General features: G+C 52.7%; 16 protein-coding genes and 2 tRNA genes. 9 read left to right on the top strand and 9 right to left on the bottom strand.

What is annotated here, in order from left to right:
• Positions 1-233: 233 nt before the first annotated feature.
• On the bottom strand, positions 234-1016 hold the full coding sequence (locus J4864_RS02625; protein WP_211814492.1) for a tetratricopeptide repeat protein: 783 nt from the start codon (positions 1014-1016) through the stop codon (positions 234-236).
• Positions 1007-1333 carry a 2-amino-4-hydroxy-6-hydroxymethyldihydropteridine diphosphokinase gene (locus J4864_RS02620; RefSeq protein WP_007368645.1) on the bottom strand — a complete coding sequence of 109 codons (327 nt, stop codon included), beginning with the start codon at positions 1331-1333 and terminating at the stop codon, positions 1007-1009. Before J4864_RS02620 ends, J4864_RS02625 begins: the two co-directional genes overlap by 10 nt.
• A 190-nt stretch (positions 1334-1523) precedes the next feature.
• Between J4864_RS02620 and J4864_RS02615 the strand changes: the two genes are divergently transcribed.
• A complete protein-coding gene (locus tag J4864_RS02615; protein ID WP_211814491.1) occupies positions 1524-2477 on the top strand; it encodes a glucosaminidase domain-containing protein in 954 nt (317 codons plus the stop codon).
• A gap of 112 nt (positions 2478-2589) precedes the next feature.
• Here J4864_RS02615 and J4864_RS02610 read toward each other — a convergent pair whose 3' ends face one another.
• From J4864_RS02610 to J4864_RS02580, 7 genes are all read right to left on the bottom strand, one after another.
• Complete coding sequence (locus tag J4864_RS02610) at positions 2590-3807, bottom strand: CobW family GTP-binding protein (RefSeq protein ID WP_211814490.1); 1218 nt, start codon at positions 3805-3807, stop codon at positions 2590-2592.
• Between the two features lie 303 nt (positions 3808-4110).
• Positions 4111-4192 (bottom strand) — tRNA-Tyr (locus J4864_RS02605).
• 6 nt (positions 4193-4198) lie between these two features.
• Positions 4199-4276: transfer RNA gene (locus J4864_RS02600), tRNA-Val, on the bottom strand.
• Positions 4277-4692: 416 nt separating this feature from the next.
• Positions 4693-5997, bottom strand: coding sequence for an NCS2 family permease (locus J4864_RS02595; RefSeq protein ID WP_211814603.1), 1305 nt, complete (start codon positions 5995-5997; stop codon positions 4693-4695).
• Between the two features lie 185 nt (positions 5998-6182).
• Entirely contained in the window at positions 6183-6980 is a 798-nt protein-coding gene (gene nudC, locus J4864_RS02590) for an NAD(+) diphosphatase (protein WP_211814489.1), read from the bottom strand.
• Positions 6981-7034: 54 nt separating this feature from the next.
• Positions 7035-8789 (bottom strand): bifunctional metallophosphatase/5'-nucleotidase, encoded by a 1755-nt coding sequence (locus J4864_RS02585; RefSeq protein ID WP_211814488.1) that lies wholly within the window; start codon positions 8787-8789, stop codon positions 7035-7037.
• A gap of 82 nt (positions 8790-8871) precedes the next feature.
• Positions 8872-9060 carry a hypothetical protein gene (locus J4864_RS02580; RefSeq protein WP_211814487.1) on the bottom strand — a complete coding sequence of 63 codons (189 nt, stop codon included), beginning with the start codon at positions 9058-9060 and terminating at the stop codon, positions 8872-8874.
• Between the two features lie 327 nt (positions 9061-9387).
• On the opposite strand from J4864_RS02580, the gene J4864_RS02575 reads away from it, so the two are divergent.
• From J4864_RS02575 to nuoK, 8 genes are all read left to right on the top strand, one after another.
• Complete coding sequence (locus tag J4864_RS02575; protein ID WP_040555060.1) at positions 9388-10233, top strand: patatin-like phospholipase family protein; 846 nt, start codon at positions 9388-9390, stop codon at positions 10231-10233.
• A 342-nt stretch (positions 10234-10575) separates the two neighbouring features.
• On the top strand, positions 10576-10926 hold the full coding sequence (locus J4864_RS02570) for an NADH-quinone oxidoreductase subunit A (RefSeq protein ID WP_211814486.1): 351 nt from the start codon (positions 10576-10578) through the stop codon (positions 10924-10926).
• Entirely contained in the window at positions 10917-11810 is an 894-nt protein-coding gene (locus tag J4864_RS02565) for an NADH-quinone oxidoreductase subunit B (protein WP_211814485.1), read from the top strand. The genes J4864_RS02570 and J4864_RS02565 overlap by 10 nt, the downstream gene beginning before the upstream one ends.
• Before the next feature lie 18 nt (positions 11811-11828).
• On the top strand, positions 11829-13403 hold the full coding sequence (locus J4864_RS02560) for an NADH-quinone oxidoreductase subunit D-related protein (protein WP_007368634.1): 1575 nt from the start codon (positions 11829-11831) through the stop codon (positions 13401-13403).
• A gap of 44 nt (positions 13404-13447) precedes the next feature.
• Positions 13448-14539 carry an NADH-quinone oxidoreductase subunit NuoH gene (gene nuoH, locus J4864_RS02555; RefSeq protein WP_007368633.1) on the top strand — a complete coding sequence of 364 codons (1092 nt, stop codon included), beginning with the start codon at positions 13448-13450 and terminating at the stop codon, positions 14537-14539.
• A gap of 12 nt (positions 14540-14551) precedes the next feature.
• Positions 14552-15088, top strand: coding sequence for a 4Fe-4S dicluster domain-containing protein (locus tag J4864_RS02550; protein WP_007368632.1), 537 nt, complete (start codon positions 14552-14554; stop codon positions 15086-15088).
• Between the two features lie 12 nt (positions 15089-15100).
• Positions 15101-15640 (top strand): NADH-quinone oxidoreductase subunit J family protein, encoded by a 540-nt coding sequence (locus J4864_RS02545; RefSeq protein ID WP_007368631.1) that lies wholly within the window; start codon positions 15101-15103, stop codon positions 15638-15640.
• Positions 15637-15945, top strand: a complete 309-nt coding sequence (nuoK, locus tag J4864_RS02540) for an NADH-quinone oxidoreductase subunit NuoK (protein ID WP_007368630.1) — start codon at positions 15637-15639, stop codon at positions 15943-15945. Before J4864_RS02545 ends, nuoK begins: the two co-directional genes overlap by 4 nt.
• The last annotated feature ends 2 nt before the right edge of the window (positions 15946-15947 follow it).

Here is a 15947-nt window from a genome sequence, read left to right as displayed (position 1 = left end):
TCCCCATAGATACTAGATTATGGCAATATCTTGTTTGCAAAATCTGTCAACTCAATGCAAGAGTCATTGGAATGTAATGCTGATGGTCGTAGGACTGAGAATTTGCTTATACTGTCAATCAACAGAAATGACAGACGGTTATATTTTAAGTGTAAATAGTTTGTCTAAAAGTATATGGCGCAAAAGTACTAAAAAAAAATGAACGGACGAAGAAAATACAAGAAAAGTAGTCGTCATTTTCGGATTATTTTTCTCTCTTCTTCCTTGATAATATCCTTTATAGCTATGGGCTGAAGGGACTGCAATAACATCGTAGAAGTCAATGATTTGAGAATTGTCGATATACTTTTTAATTGCGTCGTCACATTGTCTTTCTCCGTCGTGTTGTCCGATTCTTTCGACAAAGGATGCAGCGGCTGTTCGGCTTCGTAATTTGCCCGGCATGCAACTGCCATCCGACGGGTCTGTGCAAGTCTTGCCTGCACTTCTTCTCTCGTCCCATACTGTTGGTAGGCTTTCTCTGCGCTCATGTACAGGTCGTATGCCGGTCGCCATACCTGCAAGAACATATAGCACAGCCCCATCCGGTAGTACACATCCCCCTTTTCACGATCATAGCATACTGCAAGTGTCTTTTCATAATACGGGATGGCCTGTCTGTATTGTCTCATGTTGAAGAGGCTTTCCGCTGTGGTGAAATAATAGACAGACCGCTCATGCGGAGCGAAGGCATCCAGATAGGGGATTGCCGCTTCAAGGTGTCTGGCGGCTGTCTTGTAGTCCCATTCGTGGTAATAGCACAGACCGAGATAAGCCTTGAACCGTGGATTGAGGTTGTATTCCTTGTCCAGGCGTTGGAAAATCAGCAGGGCTTCATGATATTTGGCGGATGCGAAGTAGTCCAGTGCTTTCCCCAGTTCTTCCGAATCCTTGCTTTTCTGAGCGGAGACAGGAAAGCACATCCCGGAGAGCAGCAGGCAGAGTGCCAGTCTTTTGATAATCCCTTTCAGAGCCATGCGATTTTCCTTATCGTCTCATTGCCATACTGTATGAGGTCGATGTCTATCAGCACTTTCCCCAGCTGGTGGTTCTGGTGCGAGTCGCCCATGACCTGCTCTGTCCGCTTCAGTATTTTCTCTACTGCTGTGCGTGACAGTTCTGCCTCGAAAGTCCCTATGCAGTTCAGGAATCTGTCCGACTTTATTCCGATCGGTTCTGTCCATTCCGGTTCAGAGAATGTAATGCCGTCAAAGCTGTGTCCCAGCAGTTCCTTTGCTTTGAGTAGATTCTGTTCCTGATGGAGATTGGAACCAAGAGCAATGATCATCTTCATATGATACAAAATTAGACAAAATTCCCGAACTATAAGCCGGTCGGAGGGATAAAATGCTTTTTCTTTGGCGGAAAGTTACGGAAGGTTAAGTACAAGTTTTGAAATGTTTGTGAGAATTTAAGACAAATCGTTTCGGATTATGTGATAAAACGTGTACTTTTGCATTCATATAGTCCAAAAGAACTTTTTTATGAGGCGATATATCTTTATCCTTCTCTCATTCCTTTCGATGTTGTCTGCCGCGGCAGGCGGCCCGATCCGATGGAATCAGGCCTATCAGACGTATATAGACCAGTACAAAGACATGGCCATCGAGGGAATGCTGAAGTACGGCGTACCGGCCAGTATCACCTTGGCACAGGGTCTGCTGGAGAGCGGAGCCGGACGGGGTACGCTTGTCCTTCAGGGCAACAACCATTTCGGCATCAAGTGCCATGGCTGGACGGGGCGTACCATCAGCCATGACGACGACGAACTGGGAGAGTGTTTCCGTGCATACGACAGTGCGTTGGAAAGTTTCGAAGACCACTGCAAGTTTCTCCGCGACCGTCCGCGTTACCGGAGCCTGTTCAGCCTGGACAAGACCGATTACCGGGGGTGGGCATACGGATTGAAGCGCGCCGGGTATGCCACGAGTCCTACGTACGCACAGAACCTGATCAGTATCATCGAACTCTATAAGCTGTACGAGTATGACCAGGCGAAGCATTTCGATCATTTCATGGCCCGCCACAGTGGGGAAGATACAGCCGTCCGTGTTCCGGACAGCGGTCTGCCGGCAGCCGTCCAGCTGGCAGGTGCACATACCATCCACAAGTATAATGAGAACTACTATGTCGTTGCAAGGCCGGGAGACACCTTCAAGTCGTTGGGCAAGGAACTGGATATCAGCAGTCATAAACTGGCGAGGTATAACGAACGGAAGAAGAAAGACCGTCTTGTCTCTGGCGAGTTCGTCTGGCTGAAGAAGAAACGGCGGAAAGCTCCAAGGAATTTCAAACACCATCCCTATTACGTACGTAAATCGGAAAGTCTGTACGATATTGCCCAGAAGTATGGCATCCGGCTGAAGAGTCTTGTCAAGAAGAACGAGAAGATTGCCGAGCGTGGACTCCGTATGGGAGATGAAGTACGGTTGTACTGATTTTCCCCAGGGTCTAAAAGAGCTGGAGCAACCTGTCTCCTGAACAGAAAAAGCCGAAGGCGGGCATATTACGATAACATGATATGCCCGTCTTTTTCCTTTGCCGACCTCCTTAGAAGTCTGTCAGACACTTGTCAAGTGTCCGGGTGATCGCCTCTTTGTCGAGGTTCTGCCCGATGAACACCAGCTTCTGCATACGGTCGCCGTAAGGCTCTTTCCAGTCCTTCTTTATCTTGGGGTTGTTCTTCAGGAACTCACGCAGCTGGAACTGCGGCATGGTGGCATACCACTGTCCGGCATTGCGGAGATTCACCTGCTTGCCGGCCTGCTCAAAGACATAGCACACGTCTTTCTCATTGGAAAAATAGCAGAGCCCCTTGCAGCGGATAACCTGCTCCGGCCACTGACGTGCAACAAAGTCGTCAAAGAAATTGATATCAAACGGCTTCCGTGCGTAGTAGACGAAGGTCTGGATGTTATACTCCAATGCCTCCCCGCTCTCTTCGTTCTCCAGTCCGTGATGATGGTGATGATGGTGATGATGGTGGTGCCCGTCCTCCTCGTGGTCGTGGTGGTGTCCGTCCTCGTGCCCCTCGTCGCGTCCCTCAATCTCTGCAATCCATGAGGCGGAGGTGGCCACTTCGTCGAAGTTGAACGCCTTGGTATTGATGATCTTGTCGAGGCTGACATCGCCATAATTGCACTCGATGATTTCTGCCTTGGGCTGCAATGAGCGGATGATGCTCTTCACCAGCCCCAGTTCCTCCTGGTTGACGTCATCAACCTTATTGAGGAGGATGATGTTGCAGAACTCAATCTGCTGGATGAGCAGGTTCTCGAGGTCGTCTTCCTGCAGGTCTTTCTTCAGCAGGTCGTTGCCGGCGGAGAACTCGTCGCACATCCGCCGGGCATCCACGACTGTCACGATGGAGTCCAGTACGGCCTTTCCTTTCTTTGCCAGATTCGGGTACATCTGCGGGTAGGCGCAGATGGTCTGCGCTATCGGTGCCGGTTCGCAGATACCGCTTGCCTCGATTACAATATAGTCGAACTTGCCCTGTGAGACAATATCGTTCAGTTGCTGTACCAGATCCATTTTCAGTGTACAGCAGATGCAGCCGTTCTGTAAAGCGACGAGCGAGTCGTCTTTCTGGTCAACGACACCTCCTGCCTCAATGAGATTCGCGTCGATGTTCACCTCGCCGATGTCGTTGACGATTACGGCGAACTTGATTCCTTTCTCGTTGGCAAGTATCCTGTTTACCAAAGTTGTCTTACCGCTGCCTAAATAGCCTGTAAGCAGCAGAACAGGTGTCTCCTTTGTCTTCATTCTCTTCTATGTTTTATGTGATGGATTCTCAGCTGGCAAAGATACAAAAATTATGCCATGTAAAGCCCGCTCTTGCAGAAAATACATGAAGACGTGTTCTGAAAATCCACGTTGGTCTGTCGTTGAAAGGAATCTTGTCAACTCTTTGTGTTGTTGCGCTTCTACGCGGCATCTTCTGCTTTCTCTTTCGGTCGCACAGTCCGCTCCTGCCGTGTCCTTTCTGGAAGGAGGCGGCAGGAAATTTTTGAATCTGCCTTGAGGGAAATAAAAAAGAGCTGCAGTCATGTGACTGCAGCTCTTCCGTGGGTAGTGATGGATTCGAACCACCGAAGCTAGAAGCAGCAGATTTACAGTCTGCCCCATTTGGCCACTCTGGAAACTACCCCCTTTGTGGTGGGCGTTGACGGATTCGAACCGCCGACCCTCTGCTTGTAAGGCAGATGCTCTAAACCAGCTGAGCTAAACGCCCTTACTTTTCGTAAGCGGTTGCAAAAGTAGTCATTTTTTTTTAACTGTGCAAACTTTAGCAGGTTTTTTTGCTGATAATTCTCATGGGCGGGAACAGTAGAAACCTTCTCGTACACTGCCGGAGGAAGTGTTCTCCCATGCGGGTGTCAATGTGTGACACCGCCGCTTGACAACCCTTTTCTGGATGTAGATCTCCTGTCAGACCCCTCCTGTCCGAATCAGGGAAAAGACCATTTCTCTACTCAAAAAGCGAGTATGGAAATGGTCTCTTTTTATCAGGTTGTTTCAGACCGCAGGTTCAGAACGGCATCTGCTTTTCAAGACTTCCTCTGTGGAAAGCGGTGATGGGGGAGAAAGAACCGCAGCCGGCAAGAGCGGGGGCATGCCGTCCGGAGAAAGCAGCCTGTCGGGCACCCTCTACGCATCAATGACAAAGTTCAGGACAAAGAGGACTGCAAGGATGCAGAGTGTCCAGTTGAGGTCTTTCCACCGCTGGGTACATACCTTCATGATGACGAACGACAGAATCCCCAGGCAGATTCCGTCAGCGATGGAATAGCACAGCACCATGGTGATCATCGTGATGAAGGCCGGGAACGCTTCGGTAATATCCTGCAGATTGATTTTCTTCACAGAGTCGATCATCAGCACGCCGACCATGACCAGCGCTCCGCTCGTCGCGGCACTCGGGATGAGCATGAAGACAGGGGAGAGGAAGAGGGCGAAGAGAAAGAACAGCCCCACCGTGAGTGCGGTAACACCGGACCGACCGCCTTCGGCAATGCCGCTGGCGCTCTCGACGTAGGTGGTCAAGGTGGAACTGCCCAGCATGGCACCGCAGGTCGTACCGATGGCATCGCTCATCATCGCCTCCTTTACCCGGGGGATGTTACCGTTCGTTTCGACGATTCCCGTCTTGTCCGCCAGTCCCATCAGCGTGCCGATGGTGTCGAAGATGTTGATCAGGAGCAGGGAGAAGACCACCAGGACCGTCTTGAGATTCAGCAGTCCCGTAAAGTCAAACTTGCAGAATACCGGACTTATGTCCTGGGGAGCGGAGACGGGCATCCAGCTGCCGGGGATTACCGTCACCCCCATCGGAATACCGATGACAGTGGCGATGATGATGCTCCAGAACAGCGCCCCTTTGACATTCCTCGCCATGAGGATGCCGCTGAGCAGAATGGCGATGATGCCCAGGATGCAGGTCGGGGTGAAGGCACCTAGCCCGACGAGGGTCGCCTGCTTGTCAACGATGATTCCGGCATTCTTCAGACCGATGAATGCAATGAACATACCGATGCCTGCTGAAATGGCATAACGGAGGTTGGCAGGGATGGCATGGAGGATCATCTCACGCACATTGAAGAAGGTGATGATGATGAAGACGATGCCCTCGATGAGCATGATGGCAAGGGAGTGCTGCCATGAGTATTGCAACGTCTGGCAGAGCGTGTAGGCAAAAAATGCGTTCAGTCCCATGGAGGGCGCCTGTGCGAAAGGCAGTTTCGCCATGAATGCCAGTAGCAGGGTGGCGATGGCCGCCGCGAGTGCCGTGCCGGTGAAGAGTGCGCCCTTGTCCATGCCGGTAGACGACAGGATGGCCGGGTTGACGGCCAGGATATAGCTCATTGTCAGGAAGGTGGTCGCTCCTGCAATCAGTTCGGTACGGAGCTTCATGGACTTCGGATCAAATCCGAGGGTTTTTTCTAAGAAAGTCATCATTTTTAAATGGTTTAAAATATGCTTGGGTTTATTTCAGCGATTTTCCGGCGGCTCCGCATCGGCACGCCGCTGCGGCGGAGGCTGTCTGCGCCGTGTGCCTTCTGTCTCGGCTTCCTCCTCCGGACGTACCGCCTATGCGTTTTCAGGCAGGAAACGAAGGCTGCACGGCCGGCCGGAATGTGTCAGAGACACCGTTCGGATTCAGTTTTGGAAGTTTCCTTTATCCAGTCGTCGAGAATCATCCGGGCAATCGACAGCCGTTCCGGGATGTTGGGCAGATTGTCCTTTCTGAACCATGCCCCCTTGGACAGCTCACTGTGCTGCAGGTGGAGATTCCCGCCGTCATAATCGGCATTGAATCCTACCATCAGTCCGCAGGGATAGGGCCAGGGCTGCGAACCGAAGTAGCGCAGGTTCTTTATCCGGATGCCCGTCTCCTCTGCCACCTCACGGTGTACGGCCTCCTCCAGGGTCTCGCCTGTCTCTACAAAGCCGGCAACCAGTCCGTAGAAGTCGGACTTGAAGTTGCGGGCGTGTACCAGCAGCACCTCGTCGCCGCGGTGGATGAGGACGATGATCGCTGTCGTCAGTTGCGGCCAGACCTCCTTCCCGCAGTGGGTACAGCGTTTGGAAATGTCGGTGTGCATCTTCATGGGTGCGCCGCACACTCCGCAGAACCTGGTGTTCTGGTCCCAGTAAAGCAGTTCCCGGCATTTGCCGGCCTTGAGATAGAACTCCGTGGAAAGCAGGTAGAACGACGGCCGCAGGCCGCACATCTCATAGCGAGGGTCGTCTGTTACCGGCTGGTCCACCATGACGGCTCTGACCTCTGTGCCGTTCTCCATGTGCGTGATGTGCATGATGTGCATCCAGGGCTGCAGAGCGACCGGAGGGTCTTCCGCAAGGGGAATGGTATAATTGTCACCTGTTTTTTCCAGCAGGACATCCGTCTTGCAGAAAACAAACCAGTATTTTTCCATGTGTCGATGTCTGTGTTTCAGAAGGGCTGAAGGCATCTGCCTCCGCCCTCCTTATCATTTCTGTTCTCCGAACAGGAGTCTGCGGTCGCGTTCGGCGGCGGGCGCCGTCCATGCTTCTGGGACGAACTTCCAGTTGTGATGAGCCTGTGGGTTCAGCACGCCCGCTTTCTTTATTTCTTCCATGAGATAATAGCGCTGGTCTTTCGGACTTTCCCAGACGATGCGGCTCTGCAGGGAGTCGTGTGGGATGCCGGCGCCCTTCGTCAGCAGCTCTCCGCCGCCGTTGGCACGATAGCTGTTCACCGCCACCGTGTACCACTTGTTTTCATCGAACGGAGCGCCGTTGCTCATGCGGAGGATGTGTACCTTCTCTCCGTCAGGTTTTGTGACGTCCACCTCGTAGTCGATTCCCGCGGCAGAGTCGAAGTTGAACGAGAAGTTCTTGAAGCCCAGCCGCTGTGCGTCGTTCTGTGTGTCAGAGAGGAGCAGCAGATGGTCGTCCGGTGTCTTCATCGTGTTGCACCACAGGTCATAACTCATTTCAAGGTGCTTGCGGATTTCCTTGCCGGTGAGGCGCATGGTGCAGAGATTGTTCTCATATTTATAGAGGTTGAACATATCTGCCACGGTGACCGGCCCTGCCTGTATGGACGCGTTGAACTGCAAAGGGGCATTGAAGGCGATGTCTGCCTTGGTGATCTTCAGCTCCAGGTCGAGGATCAGGTCGTTGAAGGCGGAGTTGCCGAAGTAGCTGTCCTTGGTGTAGATGGTGTTTTCGAATCTGCCGATGACCTGCCCGCTCCATGCCTTTACGGCATCTATCTCGGGCTGGAAATGGCGGATGAAGGTCTCGTCAGCCTTCAGGTTTCTGACGTCGACAAGTTTGCCGGCCGCTTTCTTCAAGGTGTATTGCCGCTTCCCCTTCACCGTCTTCGTGCTGAAGGTCAGCGTGGCGAGGGCTATGCGCTGGGCGTTGTTGGCGGGGTCGAGGCAGACGACCTCCCTGCCGGCGACGTTCTTCTCGACGGAGTAGTGGGGGGTATGGTCGTGCCCGAAGAAGACGACATCGAATCCCGGCACTTCTCTTGCCACTTTCTTCGAGGCGTCTTCATCGTAATCCGGCGTCTTGATGCCGCCGTCCCATCCTGAATGGAACAGTCCTATGACGGCATCCGGTTTTTCCTTTGCCTTCACCTCGGCCATCGTCCGCTTCGCGCACGACACCATCTCCTCAAAGCGCATGCCGCTCCAGATCTTCTCCTTCAGCCAGTTGGGGATGGCCGGTGTCAGCATGCCGATGACGCATACCTTGATACCATTCTTCTTTCTGATGGTATGATAAGGCAGGAGGTAGGGCCTGCCGGTGCTCGTCCGGATGATGTTGGCTCCGAGGATGGGGAAATTCAGTTCCTTGAACCATTTGTCGTAGACGGCATGACCCGTCTCGATGTCGTGGTTGCCCACGGTCGCCACGTCATAACCCATATAGTTCAGCACGCTGGCGGCAATGTTCTCCTTCTGGGGAACCACATAGTTGTAATAGTAGGAAACAGGCTGCCCCTGGAGAATATCCCCGTTGTCGAGCAGATAGACGTTTTCTCTGCCGTTTTTCCGCCGCAGTTCTTCTATCAGGGTACTGACCCTCGCCATGGAGCCGCTTCTGGGCTTGCGGGTGATGAAGTCGTAGGGGAAGAACGAACCGTGAACGTCCGAGGTCTCTATGAGTTGGAGGGTAATGTCTTTCTGTTGTGCCATGGTGGAAGAACTGAGTCCTAACATGATGGTGAGTGCAATAGTTGAAAGTTTCATATTCTAATCTTTTGTCCGTTGCAAAAGTACGAAATAAAACGGAAACAAACGAACGCTCTGTACGCTTGTTTGTACGGCCTGATTAGGTCCCGGCCGTCGGGAACAGGATTCCCAACCGGCTGGGAACAGGATTCCCGACGGCCGGGAACAGGATTCCCGACGGCCGGGAACAGCTGTCCCATCCGGTCGGGTCGTTCCCTGTCCGGGCTTCTTCCGTATGATAATCGGGCGCATAGCCTTGCTTTTCCACCGGAATTGTGTAACTTTGCATCCGTTGTCATACGGAAAGAACCGTAGGGCAGGCATCCCCGGTCATGGGACGACGGAGGCCGGGTCCGGGGCTTTCCCAATGCCGTCTCCGGTCGAGGGAAATGATGAACGGAAGCGCTCCGGCGACACCTTTTTCGGGAAGCAGCCTTTCAGACAGGCAGGTTCTTCTTTCTCCTTGAAAGCGCAGGACAGGCTGTACGGCCGGGAGGTGCAGGGCCGGGAAGCTGCGACAAGACGAAGAGACGGAAGGGCTGAAGGCGGGCATTGGACCGGCCGGTCAATGTGGAATTCTTGGAATATGTCAGAACATAAAAGCGGACAAAAAATCATGAAAAAAGGACTCGTACTGGAAGGCGGGGCGATGCGCGGGCTGTTCTCTGCCGGCGTGATGGATGTTCTGATGGAAAACGGAATCGCACCCGATGGTGTGATCGGCGTGTCGGCCGGTGCGGCTTTCGGCTGCAATATGAAGTCGAGACAGCCCGGGCGCGTGCTCCGGTACAACCAGAAGCTGGCGCACGACTGGCGTTATGCCTCCCTGCGGTCGCTCCTGACGACCGGCGATTACTTCGGCGGCGAGTATGCCTATCATTATGTGCCCCGGCACGTCGACTATTTCGATGTTGATGCTTTCCGGGAGAATCCCATGGAGTTCTGGGCGGTCTGTACGAATGTGGGGACGGGCAAGGCGGAGTACCGGCAGCTGAAGGAGGTCGACGACGAGTGCCTGGAGTATATCCGCGCGTCAGCCTCCATGCCCATCGCCGCCCGCATCGTTACCGTGGATGGGCGGAAACTGCTGGACGGCGGCATAGCCGACTCCATTCCTCTCCGCTTCTTCCAGGGACAGGGCTATGCACGCAACCTTGTCGTCCTTACCCAGCCGGAGGGCTTCGTGAAAACGCCGAACCCGCTCATGCCCCTCATGCGGATATGGCTGCGCCGCCATCCGCGTATCGTAAGGGCATTGGAACAGCGGCACGTCATGTACAATGCGGAGCTTGACTATGTGCGCGAGGAGGAAAAGAAGCCCAATACGCTCGTGCTCCGTCCGAAAGGGAAGCTGGCCATCGGGCATATATCACACGACCCTGCTGAGATGCAGGCCACATACGACCAGGGCAGGGAGACGGCTTTGGAGAACCTGGAGAAAATCAAGGAACTCTTTGCCTGACAACCCGCCGCCGGGAGGGATGTGCCCATGCGCAGGAGAGGCGGTCTGTTGACACGATTGCCGGGGGAGATGCTGCCATTCTGCAACTGTCTACCCCCTCCAGAAGATGATTTGTCATACATTCTTGCGCCGATCCCAGACTTTCCGCCAACGGTACAGACTGGTCAGCGAACAGGCAGTATGCCTGTGACGGGTAGGTTTGTAATGTGGAGTTTGCAAAAACTCGTATGTTTTTCTGTTTTGTTTGCAATTGTTCTCAAATATTTTTGTATCTTTGCACACGTTTTAAAACATGTCTAACCAGGGCAAGATTGCACATTTAAATTATAGCTATATAAGTTTATGTATTTCACACTTTTTGTTACCGTTCTGATGACGGCCGCATTCCTGGTAGTGGCAGCGTATGCTATCGCCAAGCTGATCGGCCCGCGGTCATACAATCCGGCGAAGGGTGAGCCTTACGAGTGTGGTATTCCGACTCATGGAACCTCTTGGTTACCAATGCATGTCGGCTACTATCTCTTTGCCATCCTGTTCCTGATGTTTGACGTGGAGACCGTCTTCCTCTACCCGTGGGCAGTCGTTGTAAAGACAATTGGACCTTGGGCACTCGCCACAATCGGGTTCTTTATGCTGGTATTAGTATTTGGCCTTGCGTATGCTTGGCGGAAAGGAGCGCTTGAATGGAAATAAGGAAGCCAAAAATCAAGTCTCTTCCATACGAGGATTGGAAGGACAATGATACGCTTAGCAAGATGGCAAGCGAACTGAACGACGGCGGTACCAACCTCGTCCTCGGCAACCTGGACCAGCTGATCAACTGGGGCCGCAGCAACTCTCTCTGGTCGCTGACCTTTGCCACGTCCTGCTGCGGCATTGAGTTCATGGCGGTCGGCTGTGCACGTTACGACTTCTCGCGTTTCGGTTTCGAGGTGACACGTAACTCTCCCCGTCAGGCCGACCTGATCATGTGCGCCGGTACGATCACGAACAAGATGGCGCCCGCCCTGAAGCGTCTGTATGACGAGATGGCAGAACCGAAGTATGTCATTGCCGTAGGCGGATGTGCCATCTCCGGCGGTCCGTTCAAGGACAGCTATCATGTCATGCGCGGTATCGACGAGATCATCCCGGTAGATGTCTATATCCCGGGCTGTCCTCCGCGTCCGGAGGCGATCGTCTACGGTATGATGCAGCTCCAGCGAAAAGTGAAGATCGAGAAATTCTTCGGCGGGGTCAATCACAAGCAGACGGCGGAAGAACGTAAACTCGGAAAGAGCAACGAGGAACTTATCTTCGAGGAGAAGCTGGGCATCAACCCCGAAGAGATAAAGGAAAAGCGCGAGGCGGCATGGGAGGCTGCCAGGAAACCGGCTCCCAAGCCTGTACGTCCGGCCGCTGCGAAAGCCGCTGCCCCGGCAAAGCCGGCTGCTGCTCCTGAAGCTGCCGCTCCCAGAAAGGAGACGATCGTCGTGAACCGGCCGGTTACGAAAGAAGATGTGGAGAAACTGGGCAAGGAGATCGAACAGATCGACGCTGCCGGGAAATCTGCCGGCGAGAGTGCTACTAACAAATAATATATAAGGTACGCGAGAATGAAATTAGAAAACAAAGAATTCGGTTTTGATAGCTTTGCCGCCGAGATGGCAAAGCTGAAGAATGAGAAGCATTTCGATTACCTTGTTACTGTTGTCGGCGAAGACTTTGGTGCGGAAGAAGGTCTTGGATGTATCTATATCCTTGAGAATACGGACACACACGAGCGTTGCTCTGTAAGGCAGCTCGCTAAGAAAGTCGGCGAGGAGTCGGTGGTCCCCTCTGTCTGCCGGCTGTGGGCGGATGCCGACCTGCTGGAGCGCGAGGTCTACGACTTCTACGGCATCAAGTTCCTCGGTCACCCGGATATGCGCCGTCTCTACCTGAGAAACGACTTCAAGGGCTATCCCCTCCGCAAGGATTATGACATGGATCCCGCAAAGAACATGTACACGACGGAGGATGACGTGGAACTCGATACGACTACGGAGTGGAACCTGGACAAGAACGGCGAGCTGGTCGGCACGCCGCATCCTCTGTTCACGGACGATAATTTCGTCGTGAACATCGGCCCCCAGCACCCTTCTACGCATGGTGTGCTCCGTCTGCAGACGGTGCTGGACGGTGAGACCGTCGTGAAGATCTATCCGCATCTGGGCTATATCCACCGCGGTATCGAGAAGCTCTGCGAGCAGTTCACTTATCCCCAGACGCTGGCGCTGACCGACCGTATGAACTACCTGTCGGCCATGATGAACCGGCATGCGCTGGTCGGCGTGATAGAGGAGGGGATGGGCATTGAACTGTCCGACCGCATCAAGTATGTCCGTACCATCATGGACGAGCTGCAGCGCATAGACAATCACCTCCTCTATACGGCCTGCTGTGCCCAGGACCTGGGTGCGCTTACGGCCTTCCTTTATGGAATGCGCGACCGTGAACACGTGCTGAATGTGATGGAGGAGACGACCGGCGGCCGGCTGATCCAGAACTATTATAGAATCGGCGGCCTGCAGGCTGACATTGATCCGCATTTCGTTTCGAATGTCAAGGAGCTGTGCAGGTATCTGCGCCCGATGGTCCAGGAATATCTGGATGTCTTCGGCGACAACGTCATTACGCACCAGCGTTTCCGCAATATCGGCTTCATGAGCGAGCAGGACTGCATCAGTTATGGCGTGACGGGACCTGCCGGCCGCGCAAGCGGATGGAAGAACGATGTCCGCAAGAACCATCCGTATGCGATGTACGACAAGGTGGACTTCGAGCAGGTGACCTTGTCTCACGGCGACTCCATGGACCGTTACTATTGCCATATTCAGGAGATTTACCAGAGTCTCAATATCATCGAACAGCTCGTCGACAATATTCCGGAGGGCGATTTCTACATCAAGCAGAAGCCCATCATCAAGGTGCCGGAAGGACAGTGGTACTTCTCCGTGGAAGGTGCCAGCGGCGAGTTCGGCGCCTACCTGGACTCTCGTGGCGACAAGACGGCTTATCGTCTGAAGTTCCGTCCGATGGGCCTGTCGCTTGTCGGTGCGATGGACAAGATGCTGTGTGGTGAGAAGATCGCCGACCTGGTGACGACAGGTGCCGCTCTTGACTTCGTGATTCCTGACATTGACCGCTGACGGGGTTCTCATTAAAGTAATCAATTAAGAATTAAAATCATACTATGTTCGATTTTAGAATAGTAACAACATGGTTCGATGAGTTGCTCCGCGTCACTTGTGGCCTGGGTAACTTCTGGACCGTTCTGATTGAGTGCGTGGTGGTAGGACTGGCGATACTGCTTGCCTATGCCCTGCTTGCCATCGTGCTGATCTTCATGGAACGCAAGGTCTGCGCCTACTTCCAGTGCCGTATCGGGCCTGTCAGGGTAGGATGGTGGGGAACGTTGCAGGTCTTTGCCGACGTGCTGAAGATGCTGATCAAGGAGATTTTCGCCGTTGACAAGGCCGACAAGCTGCTTTATTATCTAGCTCCTTTCCTGGTCATCATCGCCTCTGTCGGCACTTTCTCTTTCCTTCCCTGGAACAAAGGTGCGAATATCCTGGACTTCAATGTGGGCATCTTCCTCGTGACGGCAATCAGTTCCATCGGGGTGGTCGGTATCTTCCTTGCAGGCTGGGGCAGTAACAACAAGTACTCTGTCCTGTCCGCCATGCGTGGAGCCGTACAGATGATTTCCTATGAGCTTTCATTGGGTATCTGTTTGATTTCAGCAGTTATTTTGACTGGTACAATGCAGGTTTCAGGTATAGTTGAAGCTCAGACTGGTCCTTTGCGGTGGTTGATCGTGCAGGGACATGTTCCTGCTACTTTGGCTTTCCTCGTATTCTGTGTTGCTGGTAATGCAGAGGCTAACCGTGGTCCGTTCGACTTGGCAGAAGCTGAGAGTGAGTTGACTGCAGGTTACCACACTGAGTATAGTGGTATGGGCTTCGGTTTCTATTATCTGGCTGAGTATCTTAATCTTTTTGTTGTATCAGGTATTGCAACTACTGTGTTCTTAGGCGGTTGGGCTCCTTTGAACATTGGATTAGATGGCTTCGATGCTATTATGAATTACATTCCAGGACTCGTTTGGTTCCTTGGTAAGACATTCGTTGTAGTATTCCTGCTGATGTGGATTAAGTGGACTTTCCCACGTCTCCGTATCGATCAGATTCTGAAATTAGAGTGGAAGTATCTTATGCCGCTGTCACTGGTTATCCTCGTATTGATGACTGTGTGCGTAGCATTTGGTTGGACTATTCACTATTAATGGTTAAAGAGAATGGAAGATAAAAAACAATCATATTTTGGTGAGGTCGGGAGTGCGCTCAAGACACTTGCTACGGGTATGAAGGTGACCATGAAGGAATACTTCACACCGAAGTCTACCGAGCAGTATCCTGAGAACCGCAAGACAACCCTGCACGTCGCCCAGCGTCACCGCGGCCGTCTGGTCTTCAAGCGTGACGAAGAAGGAAATTACAAGTGTACTTCCTGTACCATGTGCGAGAAGGCCTGTCCGAACGGTACTATCAAGATAGCATCGGAGATGGTCACCAATCCGGAGACAGGCCGTAAGAAGAAGCAGCTTCTGGATTATCAGTACGACTTGGGGGACTGTATGTTCTGCGAGCTGTGCGTCAATGCCTGCAACTTCGATGCAATCGAATTCACAAACGATTTTGAAAACTCTGTCTTCGACCGTTCCAAGCTGGTTCTCCATCTTGACAAGGAGGTCTATAAGGGCGGTTCGCTGCCGGATCTCATCGATGGCGGTGCAGACTGGAAAGTCGGGACATTCAATACTAAAAAGAAATAAAGAGGTAGAGATATGGCAAGATTGATTATGTTTGCGGTTCTCGCCGTGGTAATACTGGCTTCCGCCGTGTTCTGCGTGTCGACGAAGCGTATCATGCGGGCGGCGACAGCATTGCTGTTTGTGCTCTTTGGCGTTGCAGGTCTCTATTTCCTGCTCGATTATACTTTCCTGGGTGCAGTACAGATCAGCATTTATGCTGGCGGTATCACCATGATGTACATCTTCGCGATCCAACTGGTGAGCAAGCGAACATTGCAGGGACTCTCTGAACGTTGGCTGGGCAAGCGCACTATCCTTGCTGCCTTTATCGCCTTGGCGGGATTCGCGACGGTGGTCGTTGTTCTTCTGAAGAACGAACTTATCCGCAATACTGTCGTGGAAGGGGACAGCCTAAGCAGGGAACTGACGATGGATACTGTCGGACAGACCTTGATGAGTGCCGACAAATACGGGTATGTGCTCCCGTTCGAGTTCATTTCCGTATTCCTTCTGGCCTGCATCATCGGCGGTCTCGTTATTTTGAACCATAAGAAAAAGGAGGAAAGCAAATGATACCAGTAGGATATTTCTTTGTCCTTAGCGGACTGCTGTTCTTCATCGGAGTATTCGGCTTCGTAACCCGTCGCAACCTCGTTGCAATGCTGATCTCCGTAGAGTTAATTCTCAATAGCGTGGACATCAATTTCGCCGCGTTCAACCGTCTGCTTTTCCCTGACGGCTACGAGGGGCTGTTCTTTACGCTCTTCTCCATCGGTGTAAGCGCGGCCGAGTCGGCTGTTGCACTCGCTATTATCATCAATGTTTACCGTCATTTCCACAGCGATCAGGTGAACAGTATTGAAAATATGAAATTATAAAG

The organism is Prevotella multiformis (genome assembly GCF_018127985.1).
Classification (GTDB): domain Bacteria; phylum Bacteroidota; class Bacteroidia; order Bacteroidales; family Bacteroidaceae; genus Prevotella; species Prevotella multiformis.
Note: the sequence above shows the minus strand (reverse complement) of the source record. Positions and strands in the feature narration are given on the sequence as shown.

What these genes read in the sequence shown, in the direction of transcription:
- J4864_RS02560 (WP_007368634.1), top strand. Translation starts at nt 11,829, where the DNA reads ATGAAATTAGAAAACAAAGAATTCGGTTTTGATAGCTTTGCCGCCGAG.
- J4864_RS02565 (WP_211814485.1), top strand. Translation starts at nt 10,917, where the DNA reads ATGGAAATAAGGAAGCCAAAAATCAAGTCTCTTCCATACGAGGATTGG.
- J4864_RS02615 (WP_211814491.1), top strand. Translation starts at nt 1,524, where the DNA reads ATGAGGCGATATATCTTTATCCTTCTCTCATTCCTTTCGATGTTGTCT.
- J4864_RS02545 (WP_007368631.1), top strand. Translation starts at nt 15,101, where the DNA reads ATGGCAAGATTGATTATGTTTGCGGTTCTCGCCGTGGTAATACTGGCT.
- nuoK (WP_007368630.1), top strand. Translation starts at nt 15,637, where the DNA reads ATGATACCAGTAGGATATTTCTTTGTCCTTAGCGGACTGCTGTTCTTC.
- nudC (WP_211814489.1), bottom strand. Translation starts at nt 6,980, where the DNA reads ATGGAAAAATACTGGTTTGTTTTCTGCAAGACGGATGTCCTGCTGGAA.
- J4864_RS02570 (WP_211814486.1), top strand. Translation starts at nt 10,576, where the DNA reads ATGTATTTCACACTTTTTGTTACCGTTCTGATGACGGCCGCATTCCTG.
- J4864_RS02575 (WP_040555060.1), top strand. Translation starts at nt 9,388, where the DNA reads ATGAAAAAAGGACTCGTACTGGAAGGCGGGGCGATGCGCGGGCTGTTC.
- J4864_RS02595 (WP_211814603.1), bottom strand. Translation starts at nt 5,997, where the DNA reads ATGACTTTCTTAGAAAAAACCCTCGGATTTGATCCGAAGTCCATGAAG.
- J4864_RS02620 (WP_007368645.1), bottom strand. Translation starts at nt 1,333, where the DNA reads ATGAAGATGATCATTGCTCTTGGTTCCAATCTCCATCAGGAACAGAAT.
- J4864_RS02585 (WP_211814488.1), bottom strand. Translation starts at nt 8,789, where the DNA reads ATGAAACTTTCAACTATTGCACTCACCATCATGTTAGGACTCAGTTCT.
- nuoH (WP_007368633.1), top strand. Translation starts at nt 13,448, where the DNA reads ATGTTCGATTTTAGAATAGTAACAACATGGTTCGATGAGTTGCTCCGC.
- J4864_RS02580 (WP_211814487.1), bottom strand. Translation starts at nt 9,060, where the DNA reads ATGCAAAGTTACACAATTCCGGTGGAAAAGCAAGGCTATGCGCCCGAT.
- J4864_RS02625 (WP_211814492.1), bottom strand. Translation starts at nt 1,016, where the DNA reads ATGGCTCTGAAAGGGATTATCAAAAGACTGGCACTCTGCCTGCTGCTC.
- J4864_RS02550 (WP_007368632.1), top strand. Translation starts at nt 14,552, where the DNA reads ATGGAAGATAAAAAACAATCATATTTTGGTGAGGTCGGGAGTGCGCTC.
- J4864_RS02610 (WP_211814490.1), bottom strand. Translation starts at nt 3,807, where the DNA reads ATGAAGACAAAGGAGACACCTGTTCTGCTGCTTACAGGCTATTTAGGC.